The 20,962-nt window shown below is 48.1% G+C and carries 18 protein-coding genes; 4 read left to right on the top strand and 14 right to left on the bottom strand.

Annotated elements, in window-relative coordinates; genetic code table 11:
- Positions 1-34: 34 nt before the first annotated feature.
- Positions 35-577 carry a histidine phosphatase family protein gene (locus KNO75_RS10765; RefSeq protein ID WP_214821924.1) on the top strand — a complete coding sequence of 181 codons (543 nt, stop codon included), beginning with the start codon at positions 35-37 and terminating at the stop codon, positions 575-577.
- A 26-nt stretch (positions 578-603) separates the two neighbouring features.
- Here the strand turns inward: KNO75_RS10765 and KNO75_RS10760 are convergent, their stop codons facing one another.
- From KNO75_RS10760 to KNO75_RS10745, 4 genes are all read right to left on the bottom strand, one after another.
- The gene (locus KNO75_RS10760; RefSeq protein WP_214818122.1) at positions 604-1,467 is read right to left on the bottom strand and encodes a DegV family protein; all 864 of its coding nucleotides are present in this window, start codon (positions 1,465-1,467) and stop codon (positions 604-606) included.
- Positions 1,468-1,582: 115 nt separating this feature from the next.
- Positions 1,583-2,065 carry a methylated-DNA--[protein]-cysteine S-methyltransferase gene (locus tag KNO75_RS10755; RefSeq protein WP_214821921.1) on the bottom strand — a complete coding sequence of 161 codons (483 nt, stop codon included), beginning with the start codon at positions 2,063-2,065 and terminating at the stop codon, positions 1,583-1,585.
- Positions 2,052-2,945, bottom strand: a complete 894-nt coding sequence (locus tag KNO75_RS10750) for a DNA-3-methyladenine glycosylase family protein (protein ID WP_214821918.1) — start codon at positions 2,943-2,945, stop codon at positions 2,052-2,054. Before KNO75_RS10750 ends, KNO75_RS10755 begins: the two co-directional genes overlap by 14 nt.
- Positions 2,942-3,490, bottom strand: a complete 549-nt coding sequence (locus KNO75_RS10745; RefSeq protein ID WP_214790016.1) for a bifunctional transcriptional activator/DNA repair enzyme AdaA — start codon at positions 3,488-3,490, stop codon at positions 2,942-2,944. Before KNO75_RS10745 ends, KNO75_RS10750 begins: the two co-directional genes overlap by 4 nt.
- Positions 3,491-3,661: 171 nt before the next feature.
- Here KNO75_RS10745 and mprF point away from each other — a divergent pair, with 171 nt between their 5' ends.
- Positions 3,662-6,154: a bifunctional lysylphosphatidylglycerol flippase/synthetase MprF gene (gene mprF / locus KNO75_RS10740; protein WP_214821915.1), complete on the top strand. Its 2,493-nt coding sequence runs from the start codon at positions 3,662-3,664 to the stop codon at positions 6,152-6,154.
- A 47-nt stretch (positions 6,155-6,201) separates the two neighbouring features.
- Here the strand turns inward: mprF and KNO75_RS10735 are convergent, their stop codons facing one another.
- The 4 genes from KNO75_RS10735 to KNO75_RS10720 form a co-directional block, all read right to left on the bottom strand.
- Complete coding sequence (locus KNO75_RS10735; protein WP_214821912.1) at positions 6,202-8,592, bottom strand: carbohydrate binding domain-containing protein; 2,391 nt, start codon at positions 8,590-8,592, stop codon at positions 6,202-6,204.
- A gap of 182 nt (positions 8,593-8,774) precedes the next feature.
- Complete coding sequence (locus tag KNO75_RS10730) at positions 8,775-9,317, bottom strand: NUDIX hydrolase (protein WP_214821909.1); 543 nt, start codon at positions 9,315-9,317, stop codon at positions 8,775-8,777.
- A gap of 13 nt (positions 9,318-9,330) precedes the next feature.
- On the bottom strand, positions 9,331-9,825 hold the full coding sequence (locus tag KNO75_RS10725; RefSeq protein ID WP_214790009.1) for an LURP-one-related/scramblase family protein: 495 nt from the start codon (positions 9,823-9,825) through the stop codon (positions 9,331-9,333).
- A 61-nt stretch (positions 9,826-9,886) separates the two neighbouring features.
- On the bottom strand, positions 9,887-10,174 hold the full coding sequence (locus KNO75_RS10720; protein ID WP_251126168.1) for an HAD hydrolase-like protein: 288 nt from the start codon (positions 10,172-10,174) through the stop codon (positions 9,887-9,889).
- Between the two features lie 119 nt (positions 10,175-10,293).
- Here KNO75_RS10720 and KNO75_RS10715 point away from each other — a divergent pair, with 119 nt between their 5' ends.
- Positions 10,294-10,737 carry a hypothetical protein gene (locus tag KNO75_RS10715; RefSeq protein WP_251126167.1) on the top strand — a complete coding sequence of 148 codons (444 nt, stop codon included), beginning with the start codon at positions 10,294-10,296 and terminating at the stop codon, positions 10,735-10,737.
- A gap of 63 nt (positions 10,738-10,800) precedes the next feature.
- On the opposite strand, the gene KNO75_RS10710 is transcribed toward KNO75_RS10715, so the two are convergent.
- From KNO75_RS10710 to KNO75_RS10700, 3 genes are all read right to left on the bottom strand, one after another.
- Complete coding sequence (locus KNO75_RS10710; RefSeq protein ID WP_214821903.1) at positions 10,801-12,171, bottom strand: alkaline phosphatase; 1,371 nt, start codon at positions 12,169-12,171, stop codon at positions 10,801-10,803.
- 136 nt (positions 12,172-12,307) lie between these two features.
- Positions 12,308-15,082 (bottom strand): glycoside hydrolase family 3 protein, encoded by a 2,775-nt coding sequence (locus tag KNO75_RS10705; RefSeq protein ID WP_214821900.1) that lies wholly within the window; start codon positions 15,080-15,082, stop codon positions 12,308-12,310.
- The gene (locus KNO75_RS10700) at positions 15,079-16,155 is read right to left on the bottom strand and encodes an alpha/beta hydrolase (protein ID WP_214821897.1); all 1,077 of its coding nucleotides are present in this window, start codon (positions 16,153-16,155) and stop codon (positions 15,079-15,081) included. Before KNO75_RS10700 ends, KNO75_RS10705 begins: the two co-directional genes overlap by 4 nt.
- A 160-nt stretch (positions 16,156-16,315) precedes the next feature.
- Between KNO75_RS10700 and KNO75_RS10695 the strand changes: the two genes are divergently transcribed.
- The gene (locus tag KNO75_RS10695; protein ID WP_214795822.1) at positions 16,316-17,761 is read left to right on the top strand and encodes a DEAD/DEAH box helicase; all 1,446 of its coding nucleotides are present in this window, start codon (positions 16,316-16,318) and stop codon (positions 17,759-17,761) included.
- Between the two features lie 54 nt (positions 17,762-17,815).
- Here KNO75_RS10695 and KNO75_RS10690 read toward each other — a convergent pair whose 3' ends face one another.
- From KNO75_RS10690 to KNO75_RS10680, 3 genes are all read right to left on the bottom strand, one after another.
- Entirely contained in the window at positions 17,816-18,898 is a 1,083-nt protein-coding gene (locus tag KNO75_RS10690; protein WP_214821894.1) for a prenyltransferase/squalene oxidase repeat-containing protein, read from the bottom strand.
- A 181-nt stretch (positions 18,899-19,079) separates the two neighbouring features.
- Positions 19,080-19,508, bottom strand: a complete 429-nt coding sequence (locus KNO75_RS10685; RefSeq protein WP_214821889.1) for a hypothetical protein — start codon at positions 19,506-19,508, stop codon at positions 19,080-19,082.
- Positions 19,509-19,522: 14 nt separating this feature from the next.
- Positions 19,523-20,716: a DUF4317 domain-containing protein gene (locus tag KNO75_RS10680; protein ID WP_214795816.1), complete on the bottom strand. Its 1,194-nt coding sequence runs from the start codon at positions 20,714-20,716 to the stop codon at positions 19,523-19,525.
- Between the last annotated feature and the right edge of the window lie 246 nt (positions 20,717-20,962).

Below are 20,962 nucleotides of genomic sequence, written 5' to 3'. Positions count from 1 at the left end.
GCTTTTCACAAAAAATGATCAAGGAGAATCCACCATGCCTACGCTCTATCTGATTCGCCACTGCTCCGCAACCGGTCAAGAACCCGATGCACCTCTGACGGAAGCGGGACACGAGCAAGCACTCCTGCTCCGTGACTTCTTTCGTAAGATTCCAATTGACCGAATCATCTCCAGTGATTACACCCGAGCGCTTGCTTCGGTAACGCCACTCGCCGATGCGCATCAGCTCTCAATCGAACGTGAACCATTACTGAGAGAGCGCATTCTGTCTCACGAACCACTCGAAGACTGGCTGACGCCGTTGCGTCAGTCGTTCATCGACCCGACGTTCAAATTATCTGATGCTGAATCTGGTATGGAGGCGACGAATCGTATCCTACAAGTCGTGGAGCGTGCTCAATCTCCACATGGTTCGACATTACTCGTGACACACGGCAACTTACTTGCGCTCCTCTTACAACATCTCGACCCACAATATGACTTTGATACATGGCGCAAGATGCGTAACCCAGACGTTTATCGCTTGGATTTCAGTGATGAAAATCCATTCCTCGAACATATTTGGATCAACAAATAAGCCGTCTCACAATGAGACGGCTTTTGTTATTTCTCCACGAAGAACATCGATATGGCACCGAGACCAACGTGCGTCCCGACCGAAACCCCCATCTGCATGAGGTAAATCTCGCCTGTGAAATCTGTTTCTGCTTCAATCTTCGCTTTTAAGTTTTCGGCAATTCGTTGATCTGATGTGTATCCGATGATCACGAAATTCGTGATGTCTGGATTCACGCGCTTCACGAACTCGTCCGTATAATGCTTCAACACTTTACGTGTGCCGCGTTCCTTCGCAACAATCGCACCTTTGCCGTCCTTCATGCTCATAATCGGCTTCACCATGAGTAGCTTTCCGATGATAGCACTCGTGTTCGAGATACGTCCGCTCTTGATCAAGTGGTCTAAGTCATCCACGGACAAGAAGTGTTTCACTTTCGTCTTATACGTCTCATTGAAATCGACGAGCTGTTCGAACGTCGCACCCGTTTCACGCATCTGCGCACTCTTCAGCAACAACCAGCCACTACCGTGACTCATCGAACGAGAATCGACGACATGAATCTTTACAGTCGATTCAGGATGCGCTTCTTCAAAGTACTCTTTTCCAATCACGGCTGACTGATACGAGCCGCTCGTGCCGCTCGACATACAGATGCATAAAATCTCTTCGTGACCAGAAGCGACCGCATCTTCCATCAACTTCAAGAACGTCGCCGGGCTCGGCATCGCCGTCGTCGGGAATTCCGGGAGCGCTTCCAACATTCCGTAAAAATCATCCGGCTGGATATCCACCCGGTCCTGATAAGACATATTGTTCATCGTAATAATCAACGGCGCGACCCCGATGTTGTACTGTTCAAGCACTGCATCCGATAAGTCACACGTTGAATCTGCTAGTAATTTAATCATACATTCCTCCAAAACCTTCTCCATAAGTGACGGGAATCATCCTATAACTTCGTCGATTCCGACGTCACGATAGGACCTCCTTTAGTGTAGCAGATTTGGAGGGGGAAATGTTTTTTTACTGGGTTTGATGTACGACTTGTTTCTCGTGGTGCAAAAGCCATTCTTTTCGCCATAATCCGCCGGCATACCCCGTTAATTTCCCGTTCGACCCGATGACACGATGACATGGAACAACAATGCTCAGCTTGTTGCGACCGTTCGTCGCCCCGACCGCCCGGACAGCCGCAGGTCGTTCTACGCGTTCGGCGAGTTCGCGATAGGAAGCCGTCTCCGCATAAGGGATTGTTTGTAACGCTTTCCATACGTCATGCTGAAACGTTGTACCGGTTTGTTCAGTCGGAAAGGAGAACGTCATCCTCTCCCCTTGAAAATAAGAATCGAGTTCCTCCTTACACTGTCGCAATACATTTGGGATACCTGATTCAGGCGATTGCGCCTCTTCTCGTTCGACGAATAGAATCGATTGAATGACCGTTTCTGTCCCAACGATTTCGATCACGCCAATCGGTGTCTTCATGTCTAATTTATACGTCTCCATATAATGACCTCCACAGATAGAATGTCGCGTATCCTTCCCAACCTTGCCAGCGCCCCCCGTATCTTTTCACGTCTTCAATCGTCGGCTTTTCAGGCGTACCTAATTGATGTTGAATCGCTTGTTGCAATCCGACATCCGCGATGGGAAAGGCTGATGCGTCCTGAAAACACTTCATCAATACATAGTCTGCCGTCCAGGCTCCGACGCCACGTATGGAAAGTAACCGTTGACGAATGTCAGCTGAAGATTGTGATTGTAGCAACGCTTTCGATAGCGTTCCGTTAGTTATTTCCCGTGCAATATCAATGACATACTCGGATTTTCTTCGACTAAACTGAAGCTCGCGCAACTCTTCCGGCTCAAGCAAAGCGATTCGCTCTGCACGTGGGAATGTCCAATACACCTGATCTCCGACGACTCGCTGATCTCCATATCGTTCGACGAATCGACGTTTGATTGTATAAGCGAAGGATAACGTGATTTGTTGCCCGATGATGGCCCATGTGAGTGCCTCGAACAAATCTGGAAATCCAATCATCCGCAACCCGCGATGCGCTTCGATCAATGGTGCCAACAATTCATCCTTTGCACCCATCGCCTCAAAGGGTGTTAAATCACGATCAAGGTCTAACCAGTCACGTACCTCACGTTCCACGCATTCTTTTTCTGTATCTGAAACGTCATCGACCGGGAACACCACACGAATGTGGTCTTGCTCTTCTAAAAGTTCGACGAGGATGGGACGCTCCCCAATCAACATCAACTTTTGAATCGCCTCGTCCGTCGTGACATGTAGCACCTCTTGCTCGGACCGACTTAAAAAGACGAGACATTCATTAAAATCAAACGGTTGCGGAACGTCTAGTAACAAATCGTTCATACGTCCCCTCCTTTTCGATACATATTCGGTGTACAACCTTTCACTCGGCGAAAGACTCGGTAAAAGTTCGACGGCGTTTGAAACCCGACCTCATAGCAGACCGTCAAATTGCTCATGGAAGTCGTTCGCAATAAATAAGCCGCCTTGTCGATGCGTAGTCGTTCCAACAGCTGCCTTGGTGTTTCTCCTGTCGCTTGGGTGAACGTTCGCTCCAAATGGAACGGACTCAGCTGGACATGCTCAGCAATCTGTTCAAGACGAATCGGTTGCTTGTAATGTTCCATCAGATATACCGTCACCTGTTTGACGAGCGCGCGGTGTGGGGCATGCTCGACTTCTGGCTGGCATCGCTTGCACGGTCGAAACCCTTTCGCTTCCACCTCTTGTCTTGTCATATAAAAATCGACATTCTCTTTTTTCGGTTTGCGGGAACGACACGATGGTCGACAATAAATTCCCGTCGTCTTCACGGCTGTATAAAATAGTCCATCATACGTCGCGTCACAAGCGAGCACTTTCGTCCATTTTTCTTCAAATGTCAGCATCTCCACACCCCTTTCTTCTTTCACTGTAGCAAAGATAAAAACAATATTTCGTCCTTTTTCTTGCGCTTACAATCCCCTCATTTGAAACGTTTTACAGATTTCAATCGTATCCTATAGTACGATTTAGTTAGAAGACGCTGTCAGTCATATGACAGATAAGGAGAAAACCTCATGCGCACTCGTTTTTCATGGAAACAATTAAAATGGCTCATCCCTATAGCGTTAATCGGATTGATTTTATTCCAGAGCGGGCAAGAGTTGAAAGACCTCTCGCTCGCGACCGCCTTCACGACATTGAAACAATTGACCGGTTGGGAACAGTTCACACTCATCCTACTCGGTGGATTCGCCGTCTTGACGATGACCGGATACGATTACTTCTTGCTCCGCTCGTTACACATTCAATTACCGAAGCGAAAAGTCGTCCAAACGGCATGGATCACGAACTCGATGAACGGGATGCTCGGATTCGGCGGGGTGATTGGGATCGCCCTTCGTACTTCCCTGTACCGTCCTTATACGGACACAAAACGCTTGCTCCGTGCGATCGGTTGGATGACTCCGACACTCATCAGTGGTCTTTCCATCCTTTCCGTCGGTGTGCTCTTCGGTATCTTCCCAGCAGGCGGGCTCGTCGGGACAAAACCGTGGATTTGGCCGGTATTACTCGCGGTGAGTGCGATGCTCCCATTCTATCTATTCGTCACGTCACGACGATCAAACGTGGGTTGGTCCACCTTGATCGGTTACACGATGACTTCACTTGCGGAATGGGTCACGGCAGGACTCGTCGCCGTCTATGCGCTATCGTTACTCGACGGGTCAGCTTCGTTCACGCAACTCTTTGGAGTCTTTATCGTCGCCACGGTCGTCGGTGTCGTCTCACTCGTCCCGGGGGGTGCCGGTACGTTTGATTTACTGTATCTTGTCGGGATGACACAGCTCGGGATTCATCAAGACATCGTTCTCTCATCTTTAATCATCTATCGGTTCGTCTATTTCGTCGTTCCTTTTTTGATTGGTCTCTTTTTGGCTGCCATCGCGTTCGGAGACCAGGTCGTCAAACAAATCGAATATCGGCCAATCATTGGGTCCTCTTATGAAATCGGGACCGTCGTCTGGCGCATCGTTTCACGGACGCTCGCAAAGATCGGGCGCTTAACAGGTAGCCTCATTGCCTTGATGAGCAGTTTGTTGATTTGGTTCCAGACACTTCTCCCGAGTGTGACACCACTCTATGAAGTGAATCGTTGGTTCGAATGGATCGGGACGCTGTTCTTATTGAGCGCCGGACTTTTCATGTTCCTTTCCGTTTATGGCATGTATGTGCGGACGAAGCGAACGCTCTGGTTACTCAACACGGCATTCATCTGGGCTTCAATCGGCGTCATCGCTCGTGGTTTGAACTTATTTGAAACATTTGTCGTCATCGGTTTTGCGACGTTCGTCTGGTTGACGCGTAAACGACACGTCCGATATCGCTCCATTTTAACGACTGGTCGTCTCATTCGAAATCTGTTCTATGTCCTGCTATATGTCGGCTCTCACGCCCTGTTGCTACAGTCGTTCGCCGGCACCGATGACTTATTCTTCACATCGCATCAGGCTGGCTGGTTGACGGTGTTACTTCTCCTCTTCACGTCGCTCGTGGCCAGTGCACTCCTACTTCTGTTCGACCGTTGGAAACGCCCGGCGCTCGGAGAGGCATACGATGAAGATCGAATCAGACAGTTCCAAGCAACACAGCACACATCGAGCAGCTTTGACTTGGCCCACATGGCAGATAAACGTTTCTATATGAATGAAGCTGGAAACGCATGTCTCTTGTTTGCGACAGCGCGGAACCATGCGATCGTCCTTGGTGATATTCAAGGGGAACGACAGGCCGCGACTGCGTTATTGACACGTTTCATCGAGGATGCGGACCGAATTGGATATATTCCTTTATTTTATCAAATCACACCGAATTGGATGCCACGCCTTCATGATGCCGGCTTCACGTTCTTCAAGCTAGGGGAAGAGGCGACGGTTGACGTGTCGACCTTCTCGTTGTCGGGTAAGAAGCGTGCGAATATGCGCTCCCTTTACAATCAATTCGAAAAGAAGGGAATCACGTTCGAGATCGTCTGTGAGCCGAGCCTCCTGTTATTAGAGGAGTTAAAAGAGATTTCAGACGAGTGGATTGGAAATCGGAACGAGAAAGGATTCTCTCTCGGTTTCTTCGACTACGAAACGTTGACACGTTATCCAATCGCTCTGTTACGAGATGCGGATGGTGTCGTCGTCGCCTTCATTTCGTTGCTCAGAGGGAATGGAGCCATTTCAATCGATTTGATGCGTTCGAAAAATGATGCGCCGTCCGGAGCAATCGAAGTGCTGATTCTTCACATCATCGAATGGGCACGTGCGGAAGGCTATGAACATGTCGGACTCGGTGTGGCACCACTTGCCGCCGTCGGTGAGCAGACATTCTCCCATTGGCCAGAGCGCGTCGCCGCCGATATTTTTGAAAACATCAGTTACATCTATCCGTTCAGCGGCCTGAGACAGTTTAAACAAAAGTTCAAACCGTCCTGGGAAGGACGTTATCTCGCATTCCGACAACGACGTAAATTGTTGCCGTCGATTTTACGAACGGCGCGATTAATTAGTCGGAAACGCTAAAAAACAGGAATTTCTCACGATGAGAAATTCCTGTTTTGCGTATCATCTTATTTCAACGTCACACTCACGTTATCAATCGTGATATCATGCGCACCAAGTGGTGACCCTTCTGTGCGTCCCATCAAGAACTTCAATCCTGTCATATCCGTCACGGGCATCGTCACTTCAAACGTGTACGTGTTCGTTTCCGGTATGACCGAAACGACTTCGCTCAAGTAGCGATAGTACCCGGCATTCTCTAACGTCACTTCGAACGAACGAGCGACTGTAGAAGATGCATCGAATTGAACGACGTACGTTTGGTCTTGTTGTAACTCAAGACCACCTTGTTCCATAAGGACACTCCATGCTTCGTTCCCTTCTTGCGTAATCGAGATACGTGCCGCCTCATTCACCGCTTCGACAGCAGCCTGTGCGTCAAAGTGTACATAGGAGCCCCAGTTTGTGAGACCTTCTGTGAATGATCCATTTTTAAGTGGAGATGGGTCGATATAAATCGGCGTGACATCGCGCAATTCGACATCATCGATCTCAATCACACCTTTTTCAGAACCGAGAATGAACTGAAGCTGGCTCATGAGGTCCGTTCCGGCTTCCATCGTGAACGGAATTTCATACGTATCGAACGCTTCTGATAGAGCGACACGCTGAAGCGGAAGGTAGGCATCCCCATTCGCACCGTTCAACCCGACTTGAAGACCGTCTACCCGCTCTGCACGTGCTTTGAAGCGAAGAACGTATTCATGTCCTTCTTGCAATTGAATTCCTTGTTGCACCAATGTTGCCGGTGCTCCTTTTTTCTTGTTCGTTTCGAAACGGAAGAGACGCTCTACTGGATCCACTGTTCCTGTCCCTTTCGTGACACCTGGGTCGAACGTCCAATACGTCATGCGATCCATCGCACCTTGGTCGAACGTACCGTTATATACATGGTTCCCGTCTCCAAGCTTCGGTTTTGTCGCATTCGGGTCGAACGCCTCACGAGGTGTCTGCTCGACACGGACGTTCCCGATTTGGACACCAGACGTGCTGAGTCCAACGTTGAACTCAAGACGTGCCGCAAGGTCAGTCTCTTCGGTCATATCAAATGTCATCGAGTACGTTTGAACGTCTGTCGTCAAATCGAATGACCCTTCATCTGAATATTTTGCATAGCCTCGGTCCGGTCCACCGCCAACTTTAACGGCGATCGAACGCGCCGCGTCCGCCTTGGCGTCAAACGTCACTTTATAGTGTCCGCCTTGTCCGAGCGATACGTTTTGAATCAATTGATGCGAGTACGGCTGGCTTCCCGCCTGATCAATCGAAATGTCGGCGAAGCGCGACCCTGCCAAATCAATCACATCGACTGAGCCGACCCCACCAAAGTCAGGAAGCGCCACATAGTTCCAATACGTCGGGTTGAGCGTCTGTGCACCGTTTGTCACCGTCGTAATCGGTTCTGTATAGTCTTCATCATAGACAAGGTTCCCGTCTTCTAAAGGTTGTTTCGCACCTTCTGGTAACACGACTTCCTCATCCGAGTATGTCGGTTCGACAGCATCGCGATACTTTCCGTTCTTCAAGTCAAAGACGCGGACGTAATCGACTTCCATCTCTGCCGGGAATGGTGTCGTCTCGTCAACGTCCCCATCGAACCATCCACCGACTGCCAAGTTCATAATCAAATAGAAATCTTGGTCGAATGGCGCAGGATAACTATATTTTGAAGCCTTGTTTGCTTCTTTCGCATACCAATCGTTTTGCGTCTGATACAATTGTCCGTCTACATACCAACGAATCTCACCAGGCTCCCACTCGACCGCATATGTATGCCATTTGTCGATGCCGTCACCCTCTGCGAAGTGATAGTCTTTCCCCGTGTATTTGTTGTTTGGCCATGTTTCCCCGTAGTGAATCGTGCCAGCGACTTTATCTGGCTGACTGCCCCATGACTCCATGATGTCGATTTCACCAGATGCGGCCCAACCACCGTAGCGGTCTTCTTCTGGAAGCATCCAAAATGCAGGCCAAAGCCCTTTTCCTGTCGGAAGTTTGGCTCTCATCTCATAACGACCATACGTCTTACTGAACGTCCCCTTTGTCGTCAACTTCGCCGATGTGTAATCATATGTGCCGAATTGATCCGATGCTTGCTCTTTTTTCGCACGAATGACAAGCTTCCCGTCTTTTACGAAAGCGTTTTCGTTTTTGTCCGTATAAAATTGCTTCTCATTGTTACCCCAACCGGCAGCGACTGGATTTCCGTCTTTGTCGACAATCCAGTTCCCCGTTTCAAAGTTCCATTTCGAATGATCGATTTCCGCCTTACTAAACTCATCTGACCAGACAAGTTTCCACTTGGCGTCATCGGCTTTTGAGCTCTTTTCAGCCGGCACCTCTTGTGGCAATGACAGGACAAGACCTGTCCCGAGTGCGAGTGCAACCCATTTCTTCATCATGTGTCCTCCTTCAGGATAAGTGATGGTTATATATCAGCCGTTCTTTTGAAAGCGATTTCCGAAAGCGCTTTCGTTAATATCATTATAAAATTTTATCCATTCCAACTTCAACCACTTTTCGGAAGTGAAATCAAAATGACATAAAAAAAAGCACCGACTCACGTCGATGCTTCCTACATTTAAGAATCCACTTTTACTGCGGCCTTGTGATTGATTCCTCCCCATTGCCCTCGCATCGCAAAAAGTAACGGTATCATCGGCGTGTGATACGGTATGAATTCATGCTGTTGAATCATCTGCAGAATTGTCGCTTCATCAGCCCATTTCACAGCCTGCACCTCAGATTCTTGTAGCGTCAACTCGTTCAAATCCACTTCTGCTTCAACGAGGTAAATATCATCAAACCCTTCGTCAAAATTGACCGTCAGATGCGGTCGTGTCTGAGATAGATCAAGCTTGAGCCCAATCTCTTCTTCGAGCTCACGCATCGCGGCTTGCTGGCTTGTATCCCCTACAGTTGCACTTCCTCCGACCGTGATATCCCACATGTTGGCCCAACCATCCTTGAACGGTTGGCGCTGTTGAATCAGCATTTCGCCCTTCTGGTTAAAGATACATACGTGGATGACAAGATGATACTCGTTTTCTGGCAATCGACTTCCTCGTTGCCATGTGCAGCCCGTCTTTTCACGGTCGACCGTATAAACATCCCAAAATTCCATTAGATACTCTCCCTTATGTTGCTGCACTTGATGCCGCTGCTTGATCGGCTTTCGCACAATCGATGGCTACGACGATGGAGATGAGCAAATGTTCCATCTCCGGTTCTTCGACACGAATCTCGTAACTGTCTCCCCATGAGAACCATTTCTTCTGCACACTTCCGATGGATTGTCCGTTCTTCGTCACGTCAAAATCCATGTCCCACCAATCCCCTTGGACATCGATTCCAGCCGCATCGATGGAATATTTCGGTTTGAAGAATGAAAATTCTTTCGAGATGGTCATCATATCTGTGCCGTCCACTTCCACAAAAAACTTCGGCAAGAAACTGAACGTCTTTTTCGTGATTGTTGTGACCGTCTGATCGTTCGTATCTTTGATTTCAAATGATTTTGGAAACTTCATAAAGCTACCTTCGATGAAATATTTGTCATGTCCGTCCGCATCCTTGATGGTAAAGCGCCCGCGTAAGCTTAACACTTTTTGTTTCATGTAGAGCGTATGCATGATGATCCCTCCGATTTTTTGTAGTCCTTTACGTACGAGTCCAACTTCGAAATCGATTCACTTATCGCGAAACTGTCTCCTTTGATACAAGTTTAAGTACATCCGACAAGTGATTCGCAATATAGTCCGCTTCTTTTAATTCCGCTTCTTGTGCAAAATCAAAACGACAGCCGATTGACGTCAGTCCGTTCACTCGTGCAGCCATGATATCCGATAATCGGTCACCTACCACGAAGCCATCCTGTAGCTCATACTTATTCACAATTTCAGCCACCAAATCGCCCTTATCCAACGTGTCGATTTGTTGAATGCTATAAGTTTCTGTGATCCAACGATCTGATTGAATCATCGCTTGTCTGTCTATCATACGACAAATTTTGTCAATTCAGCTCATTGTTTCATACTCCCTATAGCTCGAGTAAGATGATCTTAGTAAGTAATCTTCCAAAACAGATGAGGTGAGCAATGATGTGTCGTCACATTTCGATTGAAGTCAATCTTGATTCCTTCACATACTCTGATCAAATTATTGGCGAAATCAACTTTGTCGTTGATACATACGATTATTTCCCAGGAGTGGGGTGGTCTGATTTCGTTGCTGTCCTTCTAAAATGGTGGATTGATAGCTGTCGAGCGCTTTTATTCGCTCCAGTTGCATCCATTTATTCGTTTCCATTTATGGATGGTCCTTTTTCGATGTCGGCCAAAAAAATAACATTGTCCGAGCTTGAGCTATCGTTTATGGAAGATGGTCAAATGAAGACAGAAATTGGGATCATTTCAATCGAAGAACTGAAAATTGCTCTTATTAAAGCAACCCGACAGTTCATCAACGCGGTAGATCGATTGGGGTGGGAAAACGAAGAAGTGGACATACTCAGACACGCAATCAAGTCATTAGAAGCCTATTAAATTCATACATCAATTAAAAAGACTACGCAGGAATTCCCGCGTAGTCTTAGCGTATGCCCTCACTTATTTGATTTTCCCTTTATTCTTCAACAAGTTGAAGATCCGTTTCGCCTGATCCGTATTATCGCTCATACCGACGAACTTCTCTTGTTGTGGCCCGAACGCATATACCGGTACGTCGTCACCTGTGTGACCGTCCGTCGTCCAGCCCGTGCCTGAACGCTGATCGAAGATTTTCTCGATGGCGTTGTCGATTTCCGTCACATCATTCGTCTCAGCCGCTTTCTTCACAGAAGCAATCTCTTCAGATGTTAATTCCAAGTCAATGTTCTCACGTAAGACAGCTTCCACATCCGCTCCACCTTCAATTTCTTTCGCCATGAAGTCTGGTGTACGTTTCGCTGCTTGAATCGGTGTCGGATCCCAGTTGTAGTTCCCATCCGCTCCGATAGAAATACCGCCCGTCGAGTGGTCCGCTGTCACGACGACCAACGTCTCACCGTTCTCTTTGGCGAAGTCACGAACGACCTCGAACGCCTGCTCAAAATCCTTCATTTCACTCATCGCACCGACGACGTCGTTGTCATGTCCAGCCCAGTCGATTTGGCTTCCTTCTACCATGAGGAAGAAACCATCGTCGTTCCCTTTCAAACGGTTAAGCGCTGATGTCGTCATGTCCGCAAGACTCGGTTGCTCCTCGTCACGATCAATCATCTTATCCATGCCAACTTCTGCGAAGAGACCAAGCACTTGCTCGTTATTGTCTTGCTTCATTTCTTCTGCAGACGTGACGTAGCTGTAGCCGTCTTCTTGGAACTGTTTCGCAATATTTCGGTCCGAGCGTTCGAAGAATTTCGTTCCGCCTCCGAGCATGACGTCTACTTTATGCTCTCCATTAATCAAGTCATCATAATAATCATTAGCGATGGCATTTTCACTCTTACGCTGCTCTTCGTGTGCCCCGTAAGATGCCGGTGTCGCATGCGTGATTTCTGACGTGGCGACAAGTCCTGTCGACATGCCGTTCTCTTTCGCTTGTTCGAGTACCGTTTTCACGTCTGTTTTGTCGTTATCGACGGCAATTGCGTTGTTATACGTCTTGACACCAGAACTCATCGCCGTCGCTGCGGCTGCCGAATCTGTCACGTTCTCCGCGTCGTCCTCAGGATATGTCGATTGCATACCCACCAAATGTGAATCGAAGGCCGTCGGCTCCATCTCCACCGTCTCTTCATTGTCGTTCATGTAACGAAGCGCTGTCGTATAAGGCACGCCCATCCCGTCCCCGATCATAAAGATGACGTTTTTCGCCTTATGATTCTTTGAATCTTTTGCGGCTTCTGCTTCATTTTGTTGCTGAACGCCAACGATTCCCCCAAGTGCAAGCGTCGAAACGACCGCGAGTGGAACGAACTTCTTCATTGTCTTTTTCATCTGTAAACCCTCCCGAATGTTTGCTACTTCTGTAGCGTAACGGACGATTGTAAAGATATATTTTCAGAACGAATACAGGTGTGTATGGTTTTTGTAAATAGAGAAAGGACGCCTCATTGAGACGTCCTTGAATCGATCAGCCGTTCTTCATACTAAATTCATCTGCAAGGGTGAAGGACACGTCCTTTACTTCTAGTCCGCTCAATGCGAAATAGAGTTGGAGATAGTTATGCTGGTTCAAGAAGAAGACCTGCTTCGTCTGCGTCACCCATTCTCCGTCCGTCCCGTTAAACGTGAACGTCGCACCCGGGATATTGTTCGCAAACAACGTCACCGGCATCTGCGCCAACTCTCCCGCGTTCGAACGAGCAGTCAACGTGATGTCATACGTTCCGGTCTGGTCGACCGAGATGGCGAAGACGTGCGTGCTGCCTGTCGATGTGTCGATTCCTGACAAATCGACGCGCTCCCCGTTCTCGAGATGTTGATAGTCCAACTCGAATGTGTCTTGTTGATTCGTCTCATCTTCAAATCCGAGCACCTCGACCGAACCATCATGAATTCCGAGAAGACGCTCCATCGCCGGTGATTTCAAGATGAATAAACAAATGTTCCGCGCGCTCCGCAACAACTCACCCCGTGTGACGATTCCCTCTTCGAGCGATGCCATGGTATTGTCCTCGAATGAGTTGAGGTCCGGACGGTCGACGACCATGTACAAGTCGTTTTGCGAGCGAACCATCGCTGCCGTATTTTGACGGTTGGCCGACTCATCCTCACGGAAGTTCACTTTTGCCCACCAGTCTGTCATGACGATGCCTTCAAAGCCCCACTCGTCACGTAAGATACGCGTGTTTTGGTCGTATAATCCTGCCGTCCAGATCCCGTTGACCGCACCATATGTCGTCATGATGGACGATGCGCGTCCTTCTTTCACCGCCATCTCGAACCCTTTCAAATAAATCTCGCGTAACGCCCGCTCCGAGACGACCGAATCGATATCGTGACGATGCGCCTCTTGGTTATTGGCACTGAAGTGCTTGAGTGTTCCCGTCACCCCGACACGATGCATGCCGTTCAGTTGAGCGACCGCCATCTTTCCAGTCAAATGCGGATCTTCTGAGAAATACTCGAAGTTTCGACCATTCAACGGGTTACGGTGAATGTTCATCCCTGGTCCGAGCAACGTATCGACCCGGTTTTTACGCATCTCAAGCCCAGTCATCTCAAACAAGTCTTCGACGAGGTCGACGTTAAACGTGGAAGCCAAAAGCGTCCCATTCGGAAGCGCGAACGCCTTTGTCCCGATATCCATACGGATGCCTGACGGACCGTCGGCACAACATGCCGCTGGAATCTCGAGTTCGTTCAATCGATCGGATACGCCACCAAACGCAGCTGCCGTCCCCGGTGTGACACGTGGTGAGTTCATCCCTTGTCCGCGGACAATCGTAGCCAAATCCTCATCCGTCAATTGATCCAAGAATGTGTCGAGAGACGCCTTTCCATGGTACACATCACTCAATTTGATGCCTTGGTCATCTGTGAACGGTCGCGTCTCAGGACGTTCTTCCAAATAACGTGTCTCAACATCAACGGCACGAAGCGGTGTCGATTCGTAGACCACTTCAATCCCTTGTTCTCCTTGGATCGGTTTCATCCGTTCAAACGGGAGGACCGGCGCCATATTTTCACTTAACGTCTCGAGGACACGTTGCTCCCGTTGCTCGACTTCGAGAGCGAGTGAAGCCGAACGCACATCCGTTCCGACGTATAACCGATACGTTCCTGCCTCTAGGACGAAGCTCGATTCATGACCCGTCACGCCTGAGTCGTCATAGCTCGCAAAGTCAGTCATGTGAACGTTGAAAGAAAGGGTTTGGCGCTCGCTTGGTTCAAGGAGCAATGTTTTCTCAAACGCCACCAATGACCGGAGCGGGTTCCCAAGCTTCCCTTGCGGTTTCTCGACATAGAGCTGAACGACTTCTTTCCCGTCACAGTCACCCGTGTTCGTCACCTCCACATCAACCGTTAGGATGCCATCGACTTCCTTAGTCTGTTTGACCTCCGTTTTGAACGTCGTGTAAGACAGACCGAAACCGAATGGGTATAAAACATCATCCTTCGCGAACGTCTCGAAGTAGCGATAACCGACATAGATGTCTTCTTGATAAATGCCTTTGTCTGCATGACCGAAGTTCTTCGTCGACGGATAATCCTCAATCGAGCGAGCAATCGTATCCGTCAGTTTCCCGGAAGGACTTACATCTCCGACGAGAACGTCGACGAGTCCTTTTCCACCTTCCATCCCGCCTTGCCATGCATAAAGGATCGCACTCGGCTCATTTGCCCATTTCATGTCGATGATGTTCCCGACATTTAAGACGACGACCGTTTTGTTGAAGCGTTTCGTGACGCGCTCAATCATCGCATGTTCGATATCCGTCAATAAGTAACTGCCTGGGTCAGCCGTGTTGTCACGATCTTCTCCTGCCGTGCGTCCAATCATGATAAGCGCAACATTCGATTCTTGTGCCGCCTGTTCGACGAGTTCGTCCGTTACGTCCATCTCCTGTTGCGACCACGGTTCACCTGCCCAACCGACACCTTGGTCGAACGGATTCTCTTTCACCCATGCCTCATACGTCGAATAGAGCGATTCATTGATTTGAATATCCGTATTTTCACGTAACGCCTCGAGCGGCGTCGTGACGTGACCGACGTTTACCATCCCACCTGAGCCCGTACCGCTCTTATAGTAATGGAACTGGCTACGACCAAATACGGCGAGCTTCGTTCCAGACTGTAATGGGAGGGTCTTATGTTCGTTTTTGACTAACACGACGCCTTCCGCGACCGCTTGACGTGCCAATTCCTCATAACGTTTCCAATCCAATGTATACTGTTTCATTTCGTCAGCTCCTTTAATCCTATTGCGATTTCATTCATACAATCTTCTGCTTGTGGATAATCGCCCAATTTATCCATGAAGGCATGGTCCATGCCCCGATATTGAATGAGGCGTGTCGGGACACCCGCTCCTGATAGCTTTCGCGCATACGCTTCCCCTTCAAGTCGTAAGTAATCGTACTCAGCCGTCACAATCAAAGTCGGTGGTAGGCCCGAGACATCGTCTGCGAATAATGGTGAGACGAGCGGGTGCGTGACATCCGTCTTTCCTTGAAGATAGAGGTCATTTAATAGCGAATCCGGGTCGGCGAGCGCGAGCACCACACCTCGAATCAGATCGTGATGATGTGAAATATCATATGCATCGAGCGTCCATTCAAAATCATCTGTCGGAATCGACCCTAGATTGACGACCGGATAGATGAGCGCTTGATAACGAATGCGCGCTGTTCCGCGCTCTTGCTCCATCAGACCGCAAGCGGTCGCCAAGTTGCCACCGGCACTGTCACCGGCGACACCGATTCGATTTTTCAGGATGTTCAACTCACTCGCATTGTCATACACCCATTCAAAGGCGCGATCACAATCGTTCAATCCGGCCGGGAACGGATGCTCCGGGGCGAGACGATAATCGACAGAGATGACAACCGCGTTTGCCCGTTCCGCCAGCAACTTACATGGATTCTCGATCGTCTCGAGCGTCCCTCCGAAGAACCCGCCCCCGTGGAAAAAGAGAATCGCTGGGACTGGTTCGGTATGATGCGGGCGATACAGACGGGCCGGGATGTTTCCGTCTACACTTGGAATCTTTACATATTCGGTTTTGATAGCAGTCGTCGTCTGATCCCGGTTCGGCCAGCCCATGCTGGCACGTGCCACAGCGAGATTGAATTCGCCATCCGGTTCGTCATCTGAAGCATGATTCGAGGTCAGTGTCGCAAACACGCGTGGATCGAGGTCACCGGTACGATCTGAATCTGGAATCGGTTTGATGATGGTTTCGAGATGATTTGCACTCGTATGTTGTTCATATTTACTTAGAGAATGTATGAGATGTTCATAGCTATGTCCCACTATGTAAGCTCCTTTCAATCAACCTTAGACAACCTTAGATATAGTCTATTTTTATGTGACATTCGCTTTCCTACCGTCTTTCGGTCTATAATGGACTGTATTGCAAATAGACATTGAAATTTTCTGAAGCAGAAGTTTTCACGAAAGAATGAGGTTACCCATGAACAAACAGCAATTTACGGATTATCGCCTGAGCGACGAGATTACTCGTGCGTTAGGCATTATGAAATACGAATCACCGACCGAAGTACAACAACAGGTCATCCCACGTGCTCTCGAGCGCGAAGACTTGATCGTCAAAGCACAGACAGGAAGCGGAAAGACAGCTGCTTTCGGGATTCCGGTCATCGAGCTCATCGACTGGGCCGAAAACAAACCGCAAGTGCTCGTCTTGACACCGACACGCGAACTCGCCGTTCAAGTACGGGAAGACATGACGAACATCGGACGTTTCAAGCGAATCAAAGCGACTGCCGTCTACGGGAAAGAACCGTTCTCGAAGCAGCGTGAAGAGTTGAAACAGAAGACACATATCGTCGTCGGTACACCAGGTCGCGTCATGGACCACATCGAGCGCGAGACCCTCTCACTCGACCGCATCGAATATTTGATCATCGATGAAGCGGACGAGATGCTCAACCGCGGATTCCTCGCTGACGTCGAGAAGATCCTTCAACAGTTGCCAAACGAGCGCGTGACGATGGTCTTCTCAGCGACATTCCCACAAGATATCGAACGTCTCTGCCAAAAGCACATGAATGCTCCGGCACGTGTCGCCATCGAGTCGACTGGCATGACCGCTTCAACAATCGAACACCGCCTACTCCCGGTTCACCGGAACGAGAAGTTAGCTGTGCTTCAAGACATCACGGTCGTTGAGAACCCCGACAGCTGTATGATTTTCTGCCGGACGAAAGAGAACGTCGATACAGTGTACGCCGAGCTCGACAAAGCCGGCTATTCAGCTGAACGTCTCCATGGTGGACTCGAACAAGAAGACCGTTTCGCCGTCATGAACGGCTTCAAGATGGGCAATTTCCGTTACCTCGTCGCGACAGACGTCGCAGCGCGCGGAATCGATGTAGACAATGTCGAACTCGTCATCAACTATGACGTCCCTGTCGAAAAGGAAAGTTACGTGCACCGTACAGGTCGTACGGGACGGGCCGGCAAACAAGGAACGGCGATTACGCTCATGACTCGTCAGGAAGAACGCCTCATCGGAGCCATCGAATCATACGTTCAATTCGAGATTCCGATGATTGATGCTCCGACTGAAGCAGAAGTCGCGGCTAATCAAGACGCCTTTGAGCAAAAGTTGAGCGGACGACGCGTCGTTCGAAACAACAAGACGGCTCGCATTAACCAGGACATCATGAAGCTCCACTTCAGTGGCGGGAAGAAGAAAAAACTTCGCGCTGTCGACTTCGTCGGCACAATCGCCAAAATCCCTGGCGTATCCGCTGACGACATCGGCATCATCACAATCAATGACCAGATGACGTATGTCGATATCCTCAACGGGAAAGGCTCAATCGTCCTTCAAGCGATGGAGACAACGCCTGTCAAAGGGAAAAAACTTAAAGTGAGCAAAGCTCGTAAATAATCATGTGTAAGGACCTTAAAGTCGATATGACTCCAAGGTCCTTTTCTTATGTCCTTATGGTTGGAAAGGATTGAATCCTTCAATCGCATAAATTAACCAACCTGTTCCTGATACAGACTCCACACTTTTCATTGTCCAATATCCATTATTCGTACCAAGAAGCGAATACGGAACGCCACCTGTTCCGTAGAAATCCTGAATCTTGATGATCTCATTTAGGAAATAGTCAGCGTCAGCAGTTCTTCCTGCCATTTTAAATGAAACGACCATCTGTCCTTGACCTTCAAACCAAACATCGTTTTTATCGCCGTTAAAATCAAAACCATTGATGGTGATTGAGCTACCTTTTACACGCTTCGTTTGCGTGTTGCGATGTTGATTCATTACATAGTCCAACCCACGATCGTATTGATGTGTACCAGTTGTTCCAAGCGCTTGAACACCCCAAGCATTCGTGTCCATTGGATTGTTCGGATCATTTCGACCTGCCCAGAAGAATCCTTCTGCCTCTTGCCATACTTTCGTGTCTAAAAACGATTTAACGTTTGTAGCTTCTTGCGTGTAGCCATAGTGCTTGAGCATAGCGTAAGCATCTTGGTTATGCTCAGTTGAAGCCCATGTCAATACACTACCTGTTGTGTCGAGCCCACCATTGATTCCACCATCTGCTTGTTGGAACTGAAGTGACCAATCAATGGCACGAATGGCCATATTACGATAGGTCACCGTATCCCCTGTATCTACTTCATACTTGGCAATCGCCATCACGACCCATAAAACAGGACCGACATGTTGATTGAATTCTTGGACAGACAAGTTATTGCAGTAGTATGCCGTATACCATGAACCTTGAGCAGTCTGTAAATTCTTCAATGTATCTAAGACCGATTTAGCGCTCGCGGCATCTCCTTTCACTAAGAAAGCGATAGCTGCTACCGCTTGATCATATGTATAAGAGATTTGTTGAGCATCTGAGAAACTGTCGACTAAACCAGTTGTACATTGTTGACTCTTTAACCAGTTATACGCCTTATTTGAAGCAGTTGATGTATCTGTTACCGCTAACGATGACGACGGGGCTGAAAAAATCACGATGAAACTCAGTAAAACAAGTAATGCATTCTTCATTTTCAACATAGATAAGCCTCCTTATATCATTATCGAAAGCGCTTTCGTTGAATCGTAAAAAAAATACACGTTTTCAAAGATATATTTTAACTTATAGAAAACGCTTTCACATGCATCATACCCATTACACTTATAAATTTCAACCTTCCTCACTCGATTGTCAAAAAAGAGCCCAATCTGTCGTTTGGGCTCAGTCTTCCAAGTGGAGAAAATCAAATTTTGAGTCGATGGTTGAACTGTGGCTCGTTTGATGAATCGATTCGTCACCACTCACGAGGTATGTGTACTCAGCATCCGGTTCTGTCGAAAATTTCACGAACAATGTATGAGGATTCATACTCTCAAAACCGTCCTCCCCATAAGGAATAGAGCGGACGGTGATGGTTTCGGTTGGATATCGATTCTTGAGATACGCTTCGAGCACTATTTTTTCTTCCTGCACCTGTTGATTCACCCAATAAGGACGAACTGAATAGAATATTCCGTACGCCAATACACAACATACCGTCACAATCCGTATACGCCTGCGCCATTTCCCGTGAAATTGAAACGACAGCAAAGCCAATACAATCACGATGGCGAACACAACTAACAGGTCAATCAACTCGAGCGGATGCATCAATTTTCCTCCAGTCAGTCTAGCGACTCTTCAGAGATGAGTTTGAAGCCTTCAATCTCCGTCTCTTCTTCCACTTCAATCAACAAACATGGTTTCCCTTTATAGTTCACTTGCTTCACGTATTTTAAATCTTGTGGACTGACAGAAATATTGGCGACTTTCGTATTGATTTTAATCGATTTCGACGTATATTTCGGAACGACGCTCGTCGCTTTCATCTCATATTTCGTGTCATCGACGACTTGCTTGAACGCCTGCTCGACTTTCTCTGTCGTCACATCTTCCACGCCGCTCGCTCGTAAGACGACTTCGACGGCACGGGAATCGAGCATCGCTACCCTCTCTTCTTCCTGTTCATTCTCTTCTTCCGCGACAATGATTTGATTGATCTCATCGTAAACGGTCGCAAGCGTCCGAGAATTGACCTCTTCCCCGATGACCGCTTTGACCACTTCTTCAAAGACCGCCTTCTCTTCCACTGCTGTAACGATTTCCGAACCGTTCAGCACTTTCTCGATGAACGTCATATCCGGTTGATGCGCTTTTTGCGCCGAATAGAGGACATGATTCACATCGGCTGCGTTATCCGTGAAGCATGGGAACAAGAAGCCGCCGATTGGAGCCTCGAGTTTGATGATTGGATTCACAATCAGACTGGCTTTAAATTCACGCTCGACGAAGTCGAAGACGAGTGATTTTTTCGGAAGTTCTGTCGGGCTGATGCTTCCGAGGATGAACTTCGTCGTATACACCTCGTCGTTCGCGTGAATCTCAGACTCTTCCGAATACCGGTTCGTCGGCTTATTGTAATTCCCTCGGATGAACGTCACGACCATGTCTTTTTCAAATGGCGTGTCTTTTACCATCTTCAACGCGATGCGCTGCATATAGTCCGTCCATACGTCGGTCTCTTCCGTACGAAGTCCTTCATATAGCAATCCTTGCGTATGGTCGACCTGACCTTCCTCGGGATATTGGAACTTCACTTCGAACAGTTTTTCATCGAGTTTTCCACCGAGCACTTTTTTGAAGTTCGTCAAAAACAGCTCCTGCTGCTCTTCTTCTAAGAACGGGAACGGACGCAACTCTTCATAATAAATCTCATTCGTTTCCTGTCGGATGTAAATCGTATATAAGTCAGCAATCTTTAATTTGGTCGCATTCACTTTAAACTGTCGACGAATCGCCGCAATCTCTTTCTTGTTCATTCCATCCACCTCTTCTTTTCTCTCAATCCATGTCATTCATTATACCAGTCCTGATCGCTCACTAGTTCCAAAGAAATAACACCGAATTATCCATTAATGCTAGAGAAGGATTTGCGATAGTCTTTCTAATCATTTTGCAGATTTTCACACTTTTTCAAAATCGTCCTGTGTATGATCAAGTTGAATTTATTGCGTGATGTTTGTCTCACTTTTTGGTTGATGAAAGGTTGCCCACTTGCTTCGACA

It is taken from the genome of Exiguobacterium sp. s35 (genome assembly GCF_018617535.1).
GTDB classification, from domain to species: domain Bacteria; phylum Bacillota; class Bacilli; order Exiguobacteriales; family Exiguobacteriaceae; genus Exiguobacterium; species Exiguobacterium aestuarii.
Note: the sequence above shows the minus strand (reverse complement) of the source record. Positions and strands in the feature narration are given on the sequence as shown.